Below are 15,153 nucleotides of genomic sequence, written 5' to 3' on the forward strand. Positions count from 1 at the left end.
TGATATGCAAATAAGTAATTTACAATTTACTTTTTATCGCTAATCAGTGTAAATCATTAAAAATGAATATACTGATAGGGAGTATGTGTTTTTAAGCTTTTGATTTTTAAAGGAAATATCTAAAAATTTCCTTTTATCTACTCCGTTATTTGCTGTCAGAGGGCAAATAATGGCAAGCCTCTACGCTGCATCCAGCCTTATTCAATGCTATTTTCCTGCAAATCCCTTATTTCTATTGCCATCTTTCTGTAAAAAATCGGCTTGCGCCAAATCCCGGGCCAGCGTTTCTTCCGTTTTTCTGGAACTAAGTGCCTTGTTATTTTGCAGAGCAGCATGTACAGTAAGAGGTTGATTTTCCGCATTTTTCGCCCTTTGGTCTTCTATCTCAGTTTCTATCTCAGTTTCTATATCTATGGCTTTAATCGTCCACAAATACGGCGGTACTTCGATGGGTTCGACAGAACGCATCAAGAACGTCGCCAAGCGCGTCGCCAAATGGCATGATGCCGGTCACCAGATAGTCGTGGTGCCTTCAGCAATGTCTGGTGAAACAAATCGTATCATCGGCCTGGCAAAAGAAATTTCTGCCCAACCAGATCCTCGTGAACTCGACATGATCGCCTCCACTGGCGAACAAGTCTCCGTCGGTTTGCTGGCTATTGCCCTGCAAGCGATAGGCAAGCAGGCTGTGTCTTATGCTGGCTGGCAAGTTGCCATCAAGACTGATTCTGCCCACACCAAGGCCAGGATAGCCTCGATTGATGAAGCCAAGGTCAAGGCTGATCTCGATGCAGGCAAGATCGTCATCATCACCGGCTTTCAAGGTGTTGATGAGCTGGGCAATATCACGACTCTGGGTCGTGGCGGCTCTGACACTTCTGCCGTGGCCGTGGCTGCTGCCCTCAAAGCGCAAGAATGCCTGATTTATACTGACGTTGACGGTGTCTACACGACCGATCCGCGCGTGGTGTCTGATGCGCGCCGCCTGAATACTGTTACCTTTGAAGAAATGCTGGAAATGGCTTCGCTGGGTTCCAAAGTACTGCAAATTCGCTCCGTCGAATTTGCCGGGAACTATCGCATGCCTACCCGCGTTTTATCATCACTGACCGACCCATTAATACCGCTGGAAGAAGAAGCGAATTCCGGCACCCTGATTTCGTTTGAGGAAGATACACACATGGAACAAGCTACCATCACCGGCATCGCGTTTAACCGTGATGAAGCAAAAATCACCGTCCTGGGTGTGCCAGACAGACCAGGCATTGCCTATCAAATCCTGGGCCCGGTTGCTGATGCCAATATCGAAGTCGATATGATCATCCAGAACCAGTCTGTCGAAGGCAAGACCGACTTTACCTTCACCGTGCCACGCGGTGAGTACACCAAGGCCATGGACGTGCTGGAAAGCAGCGTCAAGGCCCATATAGGCGCAGGCAGCATCGTGGGTGACTCCAAGGTCTCCAAGGTCTCTGTCGTTGGTGTAGGCATGCGCAGCCACGTAGGTATCGCTTCCCAGATGTTCCGCACCTTGTCGGAAGAGGGCATCAATATCCAGATGATCTCCACTTCAGAAATCAAGATTTCAGTCCTGATCGATGAAAAATACATGGAACTGGCAGTTCGTTCCCTGCATAAAGCATTCGGTCTGGAAAGCGCTTAAAAAATTTTCTGGCCTGACTGTTGACCAAAGTCATACAAGCAGCTATTATCACGGTCTCAATTGCAGCTGAGCTTTTGGCGGTTGCAATAGTGTGGAGATGTGGCCGAGTGGCCGAAGGCACTTCCCTGCTAAGGAAGCATTTGGGGTAACCTGAATCGTGAGTTCGAATCTCACCATCTCCGCCAGCAATACTGAAAAAGCCCCTGGGTAACCAGGGGCTTTTTCTTTTTTGAAGTCATTGATACGCAAGTGTTCAGGCTGGCAATAAGATCGAAATTTTTAAATGCAGTTGAGTGATTACTGTAAGACGCCGCGAAACTTTGAACTACTTTGCACGTGAATTTGCACAAACCAAATTAGCGAAAGACGGGTTCATTCAAAGACGGGGGCAGGTCTTACATTCATACATTTTCTAAGAATAAAATTGTCGTAATGACCCCATCTTTCAAAAACGCCGTTCTGATAGAAAACACTAAGTAATATGCGGTCTCGTTAATACTAGGGAAGGTTACTGCGTTGGCGCGCACCGAATATTGACCGGTTTTTGTACTGTCGCCGGGAAACGGGTCTAATACGCGCTCTGTTTTTCTTTACAATATCTATACAACGGCTTTACCCAACGATAGAATTAATCGGGACAAGCTGGCCTTATCACTAGTATGCGTTTTGGCGTACGTGGCTCTGATTTGCGAGCGGATAGTCTCCTCGCTCACCTTAAAAGTCGTCGCCACGTCGCAATAGCTACCACCTTGGGGACATGGCGAGGGCAACGCGTGCCTCTGCCGATGTCAGACCAAACTGCCGTTGCAGTTGTTTTGGTGCTGGTAGCTCAAGCCGGTGCGGGTCGGTTACGAAAACAATGTAATGCGCACCTTCGTGCTGGACAAGTGGGTCAGTCGATTCCAATGGGTGGCATTGAACGCAGTACTTTGTTTGTGATTGACTCCGCTGCACTTCAAATGTGTCGCCAACACTACAACGGTTCAACGTAGACAGTGTTGCGAGGTGTCTCAACCATGCTTCCAGCCGGAGGCCATCTCGCCGCTCAAAGCCTGAAGCGGTCATACAGCGTTTAGCATCTAGTTGCAGGCCGTCATTGCGATTTAAAACCTGCTGCGCAGCAGCGTTCAAATGGATTACCTCCATGTGTTGATTCAACAAAATTACACCGAAGCGCAAGCGATCCAGGGCAGCGCGCATCGATTCCACCAAATACGCCGCCCGGTTGAGCCTGTGCATCAGGCTCAACGCGCGCGATAGGTGCGGCATCAGCAAATTCATGAACTCACGTTCATCTTCGCCAAATGGAGCGTTAAAATCGCGGAACACAGATAACGCTGTGCTGGGCAGGCCGGGCGACCCTTCAAAAACAACGCCAACGCATACCCTGCCCAAATGCATGGTACTTAAGAATTCACGATAAAAAACAGAGTCTAAAAATTCCTCTTCCGCCACCAAATATTGATCAATCGCTACTGAACCATCACGCCACAAGCCTTTGCGCTGGGCATTGCGCGCCCAAATGTCGTGGTCAATGTATTTGGTTCCCCACAGCATCAAGTCGCTCTCGTCGATACGCCACGGAAATATCAAACCACCGTTGGTGGGCTCGACAAAGGGCGTGAACAGCAACGCCCGCGTGGCGTCCATGGCCTGTGCAACCGCCCCCACAGCGGCAGGCCACTGACTAGGCTCGGCACTCGCTGCGTAAATTTGGTTAACCAGGTCAGAAAAATGTTTGAGCAGCATAGTTTGTGGGGTATAAAGAATGAATACTTTTTAGTTGTATCAACTTGCTATCGATAATAATTAGTTGACAAAATAAAAACAACGTTTCGTCACCCCTGCGGGTGATGCGCCAATATAAATTTGATTGGAAAATTGACTTTGATGGTGCGACCCGTTCCACGATTCCTGAAACTTAGGAAAAATCAGGATATTACATAAGTTTGTTTTGGTGGAATTCTATTATCTTCTTCAATGTTGGGATTTGCTGAAGAGGAAACACAGACAAGGATATGCACTAACGTGGTGTTACAATAAAAATATTGCAATATAAATAATATTTCATTTGGAAAGTCAGATCGCTATGTTTTCCATCCTCCCCAAAACAGCGCATATGCTAAAGATTTCGTTAATATTCGCCTCAGTAATTTCTTTGATGGGATGTGGCGCGGGAAGTGCAGATAACAGCGACCCTAGCACCAATATTAAGAGTCCACCAAAACAATTGCAGTTGCAAAGTCCAACAACTATTGCACCGATATTATTCTCTGGCACGATGAGTAGTTACACAATTACTCAAACTGGAACAGGCTATGCGGTGTCCGATAATGTAGGAACAGGCGGCACCCAATACGTCGCAAATAATGCACGTCTAAGGTTCAGCGACACATCCTTTACCTTCGATATTGATGGAAATGTTGGACAAGTCTATCGGCTATATCAAGCTGCATTTGCTCGCAAACCGGATTTGGTTGGTTTTGGATATTGGATAAAAGATATGGATAGAGGGGTCAGTTTAACGACTGTGGCGGCTAGTTTTTTTCAATCACCAGAATTTCAAAATAGGTATGGCATCAACCCAAGCACTACAACATTGATTAACAATTTTTATCAAAATGTGCTGCACCGAGCCCCTGATCAAATAGGATTTAATTATTGGACTACCCAAGTCAACAACGGGAAAATCACGCCAGAAGGTGTGCTAGCAAGTTTTAGTGAAAGCCCTGAGAATAAGGCCAATGTTTTGAACGAGATAAAAGGGGGGATTTCATTTGCTGAATATGGCGTGACGTATGCAGTTAAACCTTCATCAGTGGTGGTTACATTGGCAGGAGGCGGCAATCAGGGCTATGTGAATGGCCCAGGTGCAACTGCTCGTTTCCTTGCCTCAAACCAGATCACACTCGACCAAAATGGAGCTTTAGTCGTTTCAGATTTTTCTAATTTGCGCCGCATCGCACTTTCTGGAGACGTTTCTGCCTTCGCTGGTGTCGCTGGCGAAGGGCCATTCATGCCGCCGATATTTTTAGATGGATTTGGTAGCGCCGCACGCTTTCAGAACGTTGACGGGCTTGCAGTGGACAAGGTGGGGAATGTGTTCGTCGCGGATTCAGGCAACCATAGCATTCGTAAAGTAACGCCTGCAGGTTTGGTTACAACTGTTGCCGGCAACGGGTTAGCAGGCTATCAAGATGGACCGGCACTCACGGCACGTTTCTATTTTCCGTCCGGAGTAGCTATTGATAGCAAGGGAAATTTATATATTGCTGAATTAACCAGAGTTCGAAAAATTAGTACTGATGGTGTAGTTTCCACTCTGGCCGGAAATGGCATGGCGGGGTTCGCTGACGGCGTTGGTGTGAACGCCAGTTTTGATATGGAATCGGTCGGAATGGCGGTAGATTCACTCGATAACGTCTATGTTTCAGACAGACGCAACCGGCGTGTTCGGAAAATAACGCCAACAGGCAACGTGACAACCTTCGCTGGCAGTGGTGTCAACGGCATGCAAGACGGTGACGCCGCTACCGCCAGCTTTGGAGGACCAGAAGGTTTGGCGTGGAATATGGAAACCGGAGAGCTGTACGTGGTCGATGCCGCCAATCATGCCGTCCGTCGCATTGCCAATGGGCAAGTCACTACAGTCACAGGCTTTTCCAAGGCCCCCGGTTACCTAGATGGTGACGTGGCCAATGCCATGTTCAAATTCCCGAGCGGTATTACGATCGATAGGAAAGGAAACTTGTATGTCGTCGATCGAAGCAATTTCCGCATCCGAAAGATTTGCCTTGCAACCTCGCTTATGAACGAATGTAGCCCAGTAACTGCGCAGTCAGAATACACATTGGGAGGCACTATCACCGGTTTAGGTGCGGCGCCAGGCCTAGTACTGTCTAATGCCAACCAAGTTTTGCCCATCACGCCTAACGATACTGTGTTCGCATTTCCTACACGGTTTACTCAAGGTGCGTCCTATGCCGTCACGGTTCTTACACAGCCTGCGGGAATGAACTGTACTATCGCCTCCGGAACTGGAGTAATCACATCGACCGTTACTGCAGTGCAGGTCAAATGCGTGCCCGTGCTCGTGTCTGGTGTTTTCAGCGTGGGCGGCAGCATCTATGGCTTGGGTGCGGTGAGCGGCTTAGTATTGAGCGATAGCGGACAGACCCTCGCAGTGGCCGCCAATTCTGCCAGCTTCAATTTTCCTGCGACGCATCCCGCCGGAAGCAGTTATGCCGTCGGCATCGTTACCCAGCCTACCGGATATGTTTGCATTCCAACTGCAAGCACCGGCACGGTGGGCGCGGGTAACATTACTTCTGTTACGATATCTTGTATCCGAGGCGATTCCAGTCATTATGTGCAGAACTCAAACTCTTGCTTGCAGTATGGGAGGGGTTTGCCCTACGGGAATAGCGGCGACAATGTCACCATCACCAACACGTGCTCATTTGGTCTTAGGGTCGCATATTGCAATCTACTTCCGCAAATTGTTTCTGACGTCTCTAATGAGATTTCGTCACAGTTTGTCTGCAAGCAAACTCAAGCGACCTATTCCCCGACAGGATTTGTCTATGGTCGGAGTAACTTCGTCTTGAGCGCTGGCGAAAAGGTTGGCCTTACTGGTTCCCAAGGTACTGGAAATGCCAGCTATGTCTTTGCCTGTCGAGCGTATACTGAAACGCCGCCGATCGCGGTGATTGAGGCGCACATTGTCGGGTTTAACACCCTAACGTTGACAACGTCTTCAATTGCAAATGGCATATGCCTTGTCAATCGATAATTTGGCTTGGCTCTCAAGTTTGCGATTGACTTGCTCTTCTCCAGCGTCGCGTCAGAATTGCTCATTTTTTCCAACAAAGGGTGGGGGGCAGTTTTAGGTGCAAAGATAGATGGGGGTCAGGTCTTACATTGCGACAATTCCAAAAGAACGTGGCAGATCTTACATTCATACATTTTCTAAGAATAGGATTGTCGTAATGAAAGACCTGATCCTTTCTTCTCGGGCGAAGTATTCTGGGTAAGGAGACTTTAGAAGAAAAGAAGGGGTCAGGTCTTACATTCATACATTTTTCAGAAAACCTGCTATGCTTAAAGCATGGCCAGACCACTAAGACTAGAATTTGCCGGAGCTTTGTATCACGTCACTTCTCGCGGAGACAGGCGTGAGGATATTTATCTGGATGATGATGACAGGCAGGAGTGGTTGACGGTACTGGCCGAGGTATGTGATCGCTTTAATTGGGTGGTGCATGCTTACTGCGAAATGAGTAATCACTACCATCTGTTGGTGGAAACCATCGATGGCAATTTGTCGCGGGGCATGCGTCAGCTCAATGGTTTATATACCCAGCGTTTTAATCGTCGTCACAAGCAAGTGGGGCATTTGTTCCAGGGCAGGTATAAAGCCATTCTGGTGCAAAAAGAAGCGCATCTGTTAGAGCTGGCGCGCTACATTATTCTTAATCCCGTGCGTGCCGGGATGGTGGAATTGCCAGAACATTGGCAGTGGAGTAGCTATGAATTCACCATGCGTGACCGACACGCGCCACCGTGGCTGGATACTGACTATTTACTTGGACAGTTTGGCGCAAAACGCAAGCAGGCCAGAACAGCCTATGTCAAGTTTGTACTGGATGGAGTAGGCCTGGCGTCGCCCTTGCTGGCGACCCGGCATCAACTGCTGCTGGGGGATGATGAGTTCGTCGACAGATACCAGCATCAATTACGGCCAGAAGATCTCCGGGACGTGTCCATCGCCCACAGACGTGCAATTTCTTTGCCCTTGCATACCTATCAGGAAAAGTTTACTGACCGTAATGAAGCGATGGCCCAGGCCTATCGTTCCGGTGCTTATTCCATGGCGGAAATTGCAGAATTTTTCTCTGTCCACTATGTCACTGTAAGTCGGGCGGTGCGGGCATTTGAGGCAGAGTCTTGATCTCAGCCTGATCTTCACTCAAGAGTCATATGGAGCTTCTTGCTGATATGTGGCTGAGGGGCTGGTTCAGCGACTCGTATTGTATAGATAAGCCGTTAAAGACAAAGAAAGGACAGGTCTTATATTTATCTATTCCAAGTGTAGAATTGTCGTAATGTAAGACCTGACCCCTTCTTCTGACCCCATTCTTCTGATATAGAAAGGAAACATTCCATGCAAATGTCGCAAATAGGAGTTAAATTTTTTGACGTATGTGAATTTCTTCCAAGGATTATTTTTTTTTCCGTCTTATTGTCTTTGTCCGGGTGCTCCAACGCGGTTGAATTTGTGCAGATTTTTACTGGGGCTAACGGACCGACTGCGCCTAATTTGTATCACTTTGAAAATAAAGAACAGCTTGATTTATCATGGGTAAAATCAGCTATGAGTCACTCTGACTATGAAAAAATACTATCCAGAGTTGATTTCAAACGGCAAGTATTGGTTGCTGTTTCAATAGGGGAAAGGGATTCTGTTAGCAAAAATGTTCAAATTTCTGAAATCAACCTACTGCCTGTAGCAGAAGACACTATTGTCGATGTTTCTGTTCGTGTGGGGATGGTTAGCAAGAAATGCGAAAAAAATCTAACTTCATATGTTTTTGTTTTAGGTACATTCGAAAAACCAAAAAAGGTATTGAATTATGGTGGCTTTGAATTGGACAATTTTGATGCCGGATGTATAACTGAGTTATCTGGGCAATCTAAAGTAGGTAATCGTCCTGGAATTTAACCTATGCCTCGCCCCGTTCGTGACTTAATTGAGCAACACAAAAAAGAAGGGGGTACCCATTAGCCCCCGGTAGTCGAACAACATACTCACAATACACCGCAATGAGATTGATTACACCACCACACGCTTGTTTCAAAATACCGTCGTGCTTTTTGTTTCAACTTGTGATTACGTGAATCGTACCAGTCACCAATATGGATCTAGCGAAACATAAAGCCGGATTTCGCTCATCAGCACAGCTACTTCAAAAACATCGCAGTACTGCATGCGTTCACCTGACGGGCAGCTTAGTGGCTGCCGGATTTGGTTCCTCTCTCCCTTGTGCATCGCAGAGCAGATAACTGATTTCAAAACAAGGATTGCGATGGCATGAGCAAAGAAGGGCTCGAGTGTTCAATTCACACATTTCTATAACATAGAATTGTCTTGCCGTAAGCCCCCGGCTTTGCGCGCAAATACAGAATAAGAACTGTAACGTAAAGTAGCAAATGTGAGCAGAGCGCTTAAGTCACGTTACTATTTACGCTATTCTTTACATTCTTATCAGCAGCATTCAGGAGACTTCAGGTGAGTACAACTGCCAGCCCGCAGCAATCGAAATTCTTTACTGTGATACGTGTCACGAGTGGGAATTTCATCGAGATGTACGACTTTTTCTTGTTTGGCTTTTATGCGACCTACATCGCCAAGGCATTTTTTCCTGCCAGCAGTGAATATGCCGCCCTGATGATGACCTTTGCCACTTTTGGTGCCGGCTTCTTCATGCGGCCTCTGGGTGCCATTATCCTCGGGGGCTATATAGACCGCATAGGCCGCCGTAAAGGTTTGGTGCTGACCTTGGGGATCATGGCTTCGGGCACGGCACTGATCGCATTCGTGCCGGGTTATGCCTCGATAGGCTTGCTAGCTCCCTTGCTGGTATTGATAGGGCGTTTGTTGCAGGGCTTTTCTGCCGGTGTTGAGTTGGGTGGGGTTTCGGTCTATTTATCGGAAATGGCGACACCTGGAAACAAAGGCTTTTATGTAAGCTGGCAATCAGCAAGCCAGCAGGTTGCCATCATTTTTTCTGCCAGTCTGGGTTATTTTTTAAATGAAAACCTGAGCAAGGAATTTATCGCAGACTGGGGATGGCGCATCCCGTTTTTCATCGGTTGCTCTATTATTCCAGTGGTGTTTTATATCCGGCGCTCATTGCAGGAAACCGAAGCCTATCTGGCACAAAAAACGCATCCGACTTTCAAGGAAATGCTGAGAACGATCTCGCTGAACTGGCCACTGGTGTTAACCGGCATGATGCTGATAGTCATGACTACCGTGTCTTTCTATTTGATTACGGTTTATACGCCTACGTTTGGCAAAAGTGTCTTGAAACTGACAACAGTGGAAAGCCTGCTGGTCACCTTGTTTGTGGGCGTTTCCAACTTCATCTGGTTACCTGTCATGGGAGCGCTGTCAGACCGTATAGGCCGGTGGCCGCTGATGGCATTGTTCTCTGGTCTGACGCTGGTCACGGCTTATCCCTTGTTATCATGGCTGATCGCCAATCCAAGCTATGAGCATATGCTGATCGTGGAATTATGGCTGTCTTTCCTGTACGGCAGCTATAACGGTGCCACGGTAGTTGCCCTGACTGAAATTATCCCTTTACGCATTCGTACAGCAGGTTTTTCATTGGCCTATAGCCTGGCCACGGCGCTTTTTGGTGGTTTGACACCTCTGGTGTCAACCTGGCTGATAGAAACCACCGGCGATAAGGCCGCGCCAGGATATTGGCTGGCCATGGCTGGCGGCATAGGCTTGCTGGCAACCTTCCTGATTTATCGCGGTATTGTCAGGGAGCGTTTTGAATAATTTAGCGCAGGCTCTGTTGCGGGTATGTTGTTCGATTACTTCATTGCCAGGGGCTAATGGGTATCCTACTTTTGCTTTCTAAAGTTATCTAAAGTACTCATTCGGATAGTCGCGTGGTCATATGGAGATAATCAGAGCATCCTTAAACTGGTATTTTTTAATTTAATTATGAGTAAAAAATCAAAATCATTGCACCGTGTTTATCAGGTTTTTGCATTGATTTTTGCCATCATATTGCCAATGGTCATATTGCATAAATTCTTTCATGTTGATATTGGACCTTATGCGCTTCCTGTTTTAGGTGTGTTGTGGATGTTTACTGCATATCATTCACATGAGCACATGTTTTTTGAAAAAAAAGAAAATATCGATGAGAGGAAAGATTAGTCGATATTCGCGCTTATCAGAGTAATGTAAGGCCTGACCTTATTTTTATTTACTTCCGAAGCAAGACCATCCACTGAAGAAAATCATCAAGAGGAGTGGGCTCGAAATGATCGTGAAAGAGGCAGGAAGGACGGTGATCAGAATAGGAATTTCCCAAGACGAAACCGGAAAGATGGCGAGGATCCTGGCCTCTGAAAAAAACAAAATGTGGCGATTAATATTGGGAAATATGAAATCAATATGTGTTCAAGTTCAATCGGATTTTTTGCCCGAGATTTCTGTACTGATGGCACACTGATGACACACAATTTTGTTTCCCTGGTATTTCATTGCACTATCCAGAAAACCTTTCGGCGTTGGTTATGTTATTTTGCCGTGGCTGGGGCAGCTTTGTTGTCAGCGCATCCAGCGCAAGCGCAAAATTTCAGTGACCCGAGGTTGCTGCGTTTGCTCAGTCTGATGCAGCAACGATTAAATATGGCACAAGATGTGGCCAGGCATAAGTGGAGTGCCAGGATTTCCATTGATGAACCAGAGCCTGAAGAGGCGTTACTGAAGAAGGTGGCAGGGCTGGCATCACAATATGGTATTGAGCAAAGAGTTGCGCATGATTTTTTTGTGCACAAATCATCGCCAGCAAAATAATTCAGCAAGACTTGCTTGCCACTTGGGAAAAACAGGCGCAAGAGCTGTTTAATAAAGTAACTGATCAGGAAACCAAAACTTTTCAGACAGTGGATCTGCTGACGGGCGAAATGCTGGCTGCTCTCGTTGCTGCACAGCCTTTACTGCTGGATAAAATTATTAGCGTGAAAAACATAGACCGGGCGGTGGCTGATGCCAGCTTGCAGCCAGGCATGCAGAAAGCAGTGCCACAGTATGCAGAAGCCTGGGATTATGCAGTGGGCATATTGTACAGAGAAGTAGAAAACCTTTAACGGGCGAGAACTTGACTGGATAAACTTCATGCGCCACTTCGCTGCCTCCATTGTTAAATAGATGGCTTCTGCCGAGGCAGACTGGTTTTAAAAATGAGACACACGCATACCTATTAAAAGTTGCGCCTGATGTCCTCATTTCCCATTTTCTGGCCTGCTATTGGCATTATGTTAGCATTCTGCCTTATTCCTCCCTTGCAATCACAGCAAAGCTTAACCCGGGCTGGAATTCAGTTACCTTTGCATATAGCAGGTAATTGCTTGATTAATTTTTGTATGAATAAAGGCAGAATGATGAAATTTCAAAAGCATTTATTGACAGTCTTGCTATTAGTAGGTGCAAGCGCTTATGCGGGCGATGTATCAGTGAACATGCCTGGCATCAGCGTGAATGCGAACCAGAATACTGGCTCAGGCGCGAATGTCAGTGTCAAAGCGCCTGGGACCAGTGTCAGTGCGGTCCAGAGTAATAGCGGCGGCAAGCAGACAGGCCGTGCAGATGGCGTACGCATGACGGGCAATGACATGAGTAAGAGCACACAATGCAATGGCCAGCCAGTATATATACAGGGCAATGGCAATCAGATCAGCCTGACTGGGGCTTGCCCGCAAGTGCATGTCAATGGCAATGAAAACCAGGTCACCATAGCGCAATTGGGCAAGGTACAACTTGTTGGCAACGATAATCAGGTCAAATGGACGCAGGCGCTGAATGGTCAGGAGCCGCAAGTGCAGAGTTCAGGCAATGACAATCAGGTCAGCAGGCGCTAGTTTTTCGATATAACAAAGGGGCATGCCCCTTTGTTATGGTTTGACTTGTTGCATATTCACTTACATCATGGACAAGCGCAGGGAAAGTGATTACATTAAACGTAAGCGCCGAGACTATGTTGTAAAGCGAGTTTGTTGTATGAGGAATAAACCACTCACCACTCGATAGGGGGAGTATTCATGTCTGAGAATGCCAAGAAATTTCGTTTGATTACGCGTAGTGATTTTGACGGGCTGGTGTGTGCAGTCCTGCTCAAACACCTGGATTTGATTGATGACATCCTCTTTGTCCATCCCAAAGACATGCAGGATGGCAAGATTGCCGTCAGCGACAATGATATCAGTACCAATTTGCCCTATGTAGACGGGATACATATGGCGTTTGACCATCACTTGTCTGAGACTTTGCGCAATGCTGAGGGTGGTGCCAGGACGAACCATGTCATCGCGCCTGAAGCACCGTCGGCAGCGAGAGTGGTATATGACTATTATGGCGGGCTGAAGGCTTTCCCGGCATCCTGGGACAGTATGATGGCGGCGGTCGACAAGGGAGACTCTGCGCAATTCAATCGCCAGGAAGTCTTGCACCCGCAAGAATGGGATTTGCTGAACTTTCTGATGGATGCGCGCACCGGCCTGGGGCGTTTCCGTGACTTCAGGATATCAAACTACAATTTGATGATGGAGTTGATTGACCTGTGCAAGACCCAGGGTATTGCGGAAATCATGCAAAACCCGGATGTGAAGGAGAGGGTGGATCTGTATTTTGAGCATGAAGAAAAGTGCAAGGAGCAAATCCTGCGCTGTGCTACCGTGCATAAAAACCTGGTGGTATTGGACTTGCGCAATGAAGAAACCATTTTTGCAGGTAATCGCTTCCTGATCTACGCCTTATTTCCTGAGACCAATATTTCCATCCATGTACTCTGGGGCCTGAAAAACCAGAATACCGTGTTTGCGACTGGCAAGTCGATTTTGAATCGCACTTCCAAAACCAATATAGGCCCCTTGATGCTGGAGTTTGGCGGTGGTGGCCATGAAAATGCCGGTACTTGCCAGGTCGGTAATGAGCAGGCGGAGCAGGTGTTGGCAACGCTCATCAGCCGTATTAATCAAGACGGCTGAGGCGCTGATATAAATGCGTTGACAGTACTGTAATGCGCCGGCAGTACTCAATCAAAACTGGATTTAAAACTGGATTTGTATGCCCCTGGGCAGGAATTTTGCGTACCTGTCCAGGGAGTGGACGATGTCGCTGGCGGCGATGGTGTAGAGCAAGTCTTCTGCTGTTTCGCCGGTTTTTTTTGCGCCAAAGCGTTCATGGAATTTCCAGACGGATTCATTGGCTTTTCTCACATCGAAATGCGCCTGCTGGAAGCCCAGGGCCAGCGCATAGTGGTACACCATCAAGGCGGATTCTATCGAGCTGCTGCTGGCTGCGCCAGCTTGTATGATCCATGAGCCCCAGCAGAATGAATCAGCTTGCTGGTCATACAGGCGTACCGTGCCTATCTTTTCTCCTGCCATATCCTGGATGATGAAGTAAATTTGCCTGTCATCATGGGCATATTTTTCCAGCCATTGCTTCTGTGCCTCTACATCTGCCGAGGTGCTGGAAATGAACCTGGATTTTTGCTCATCGGTACGTAAAGCCACGATGTAGTCGGCATCTGCCACGGTGGCGTTGCGAAAACTCAGCTTATGGCCAAGGACTTTTTCTGCCTTCAGATAGGCGGGCGCGCTGGCATGGCCCTTGTCGGCCAGGCGTAGTGCAAGACCTGCCTGCAGGGCGGCGGCTTGTATCTGTGCGCTGATGCCGGATAGTTCTGCTGCTGTTGGATTTTCTGGCTTATCTGTATTAACTGCTGACATGGAATTCATCTATGGTTTTCACGATAGAGAATTTTACTGTGCCGCGTGCCTGGCGTACAGGCAAACGGCAGTTTTGACCTTGCCTTCGCCTTATTTAGCGACGGGTACGGCGTTTACTATGATGCTTTTGTAATAGATGTGGCTGGTGGATTCAAAACCTGAGTCTATGCCCAGCAAGAGCCACAGGCTGCCATCGGCATCGGTCTTGATGTTCAATGGTGTTTGATTACTGAGTTTTTTCTCCATATAGGGTGCGCGGCCACAATCTGTGCTGGCATTGCCTATGGTGCCCAGCACCAGGGCATATTTACCCGAACCTGACTGGCCACCTCTGTCTATATTCATGATGAACTCATCCCCATTTTTTACTGTCAATGGTTCTGTCGGGGAGGCGCCGGCAAATAGCCAGACGCTGTCGCCAGGCGAGCCGCCTACGCCGAAGCAGCCTGAGGCGACATTACTGACGATGGTGGTTTGAAAACTCAGGGCATATTCGGTATTGGGGGCAAAGCCTGAATATTTTTTCTTAATATAGATAAATAAATCATCACTGCGGTTAGTGCCATAGGTGTATAAACCTTTACCACTAAATGGCAGGGGCAGGGTACGGTATTCTGTGACGATGTCGGTGGGCCTGGTTTCGCTGCTAAAGTCCGAGGTGCCAAAAGCCCAGCCGCTTGGTTCTGCGCTGAAATCTATGCTGAGCTGTGCAGGCAGGGGCTTGGGAATATAATCACTGCTGCCTCCGCAGGCAGTCAGTACAGCGCTGGCGATGATGGCGAAGAATAAGTGCTTTGGTAAATTCATGGAATAACCTAAGGGTATAAGGATGTGGCCTGCAAGAAACCACAGTTAATGAGAGCTTGATGGGGCAGAGAATAGCTTTTGGTGCTAAGGAAATCGTTCTCGAAATGTAGAATATTTGTCTTAAATTTGTAGATGCGACGCAG

At 47.5% G+C, this 15,153-nt stretch carries 14 protein-coding genes and 1 tRNA gene; 11 read left to right on the plus strand and 4 right to left on the minus strand.

Going from position 1 to position 15,153, the window contains the following annotated elements; genetic code table 11:
• Positions 1-207: 207 nt before the first annotated feature.
• On the minus strand, positions 208-471 hold the full coding sequence (locus ACO0LF_RS01265) for a hypothetical protein (RefSeq protein WP_423012465.1): 264 nt from the start codon (positions 469-471) through the stop codon (positions 208-210).
• Here ACO0LF_RS01265 and ACO0LF_RS01270 point away from each other — a divergent pair.
• Both ACO0LF_RS01270 and ACO0LF_RS01275 read left to right on the plus strand, forming a co-directional pair.
• Complete coding sequence (locus ACO0LF_RS01270) at positions 413-1,663, plus strand: aspartate kinase (protein ID WP_423011193.1); 1,251 nt, start codon at positions 413-415, stop codon at positions 1,661-1,663. The genes ACO0LF_RS01265 and ACO0LF_RS01270 overlap by 59 nt on opposite strands.
• Before the next feature lie 93 nt (positions 1,664-1,756).
• Positions 1,757-1,848, plus strand: a tRNA-Ser gene (locus tag ACO0LF_RS01275).
• A 556-nt stretch (positions 1,849-2,404) separates the two neighbouring features.
• On the opposite strand, the gene ACO0LF_RS01280 is transcribed toward ACO0LF_RS01275, so the two are convergent.
• Entirely contained in the window at positions 2,405-3,412 is a 1,008-nt protein-coding gene (locus tag ACO0LF_RS01280; protein ID WP_423011195.1) for a hypothetical protein, read from the minus strand.
• Between the two features lie 340 nt (positions 3,413-3,752).
• On the opposite strand from ACO0LF_RS01280, the gene ACO0LF_RS01285 reads away from it, so the two are divergent.
• The 9 genes from ACO0LF_RS01285 to ACO0LF_RS01325 all read left to right on the plus strand — a co-directional run bounded on the left by ACO0LF_RS01285 (position 3,753) and on the right by ACO0LF_RS01325 (position 13,456).
• Positions 3,753-6,455, plus strand: a complete 2,703-nt coding sequence (locus tag ACO0LF_RS01285) for a DUF4214 domain-containing protein (RefSeq protein ID WP_423011197.1) — start codon at positions 3,753-3,755, stop codon at positions 6,453-6,455.
• A gap of 315 nt (positions 6,456-6,770) precedes the next feature.
• Positions 6,771-7,613: a transposase gene (locus ACO0LF_RS01290; protein ID WP_423011199.1), complete on the plus strand. Its 843-nt coding sequence runs from the start codon at positions 6,771-6,773 to the stop codon at positions 7,611-7,613.
• Positions 7,614-7,826: 213 nt separating this feature from the next.
• Positions 7,827-8,384 carry a hypothetical protein gene (locus ACO0LF_RS01295; RefSeq protein ID WP_423011201.1) on the plus strand — a complete coding sequence of 186 codons (558 nt, stop codon included), beginning with the start codon at positions 7,827-7,829 and terminating at the stop codon, positions 8,382-8,384.
• Positions 8,385-8,951: 567 nt separating this feature from the next.
• A complete protein-coding gene (locus ACO0LF_RS01300) occupies positions 8,952-10,235 on the plus strand; it encodes an MFS transporter (RefSeq protein WP_423011203.1) in 1,284 nt (427 codons plus the stop codon).
• A 168-nt stretch (positions 10,236-10,403) separates the two neighbouring features.
• Positions 10,404-10,622, plus strand: a complete 219-nt coding sequence (locus ACO0LF_RS01305; RefSeq protein ID WP_423011205.1) for a hypothetical protein — start codon at positions 10,404-10,406, stop codon at positions 10,620-10,622.
• 297 nt (positions 10,623-10,919) lie between these two features.
• Positions 10,920-11,267: a chorismate mutase gene (locus tag ACO0LF_RS01310; protein ID WP_423011207.1), complete on the plus strand. Its 348-nt coding sequence runs from the start codon at positions 10,920-10,922 to the stop codon at positions 11,265-11,267.
• Between the two features lie 11 nt (positions 11,268-11,278).
• Positions 11,279-11,560 carry a hypothetical protein gene (locus ACO0LF_RS01315; RefSeq protein WP_423011209.1) on the plus strand — a complete coding sequence of 94 codons (282 nt, stop codon included), beginning with the start codon at positions 11,279-11,281 and terminating at the stop codon, positions 11,558-11,560.
• 291 nt (positions 11,561-11,851) lie between these two features.
• Positions 11,852-12,331: a DUF3060 domain-containing protein gene (locus tag ACO0LF_RS01320; RefSeq protein ID WP_423011211.1), complete on the plus strand. Its 480-nt coding sequence runs from the start codon at positions 11,852-11,854 to the stop codon at positions 12,329-12,331.
• Positions 12,332-12,511: 180 nt separating this feature from the next.
• A complete protein-coding gene (locus ACO0LF_RS01325) occupies positions 12,512-13,456 on the plus strand; it encodes an exopolyphosphatase (RefSeq protein ID WP_423011213.1) in 945 nt (314 codons plus the stop codon).
• 63 nt (positions 13,457-13,519) lie between these two features.
• Here ACO0LF_RS01325 and ACO0LF_RS01330 read toward each other — a convergent pair whose 3' ends face one another.
• Entirely contained in the window at positions 13,520-14,203 is a 684-nt protein-coding gene (locus tag ACO0LF_RS01330; protein ID WP_423011215.1) for a GNAT family N-acetyltransferase, read from the minus strand.
• A gap of 90 nt (positions 14,204-14,293) precedes the next feature.
• Complete coding sequence (locus tag ACO0LF_RS01335; RefSeq protein WP_423011217.1) at positions 14,294-15,010, minus strand: hypothetical protein; 717 nt, start codon at positions 15,008-15,010, stop codon at positions 14,294-14,296.
• Positions 15,011-15,153 lie beyond the last annotated feature (143 nt).

The organism is Undibacterium sp. Di27W, from assembly GCF_049340345.1.
Classification (GTDB): domain Bacteria; phylum Pseudomonadota; class Gammaproteobacteria; order Burkholderiales; family Burkholderiaceae_D; genus Undibacterium.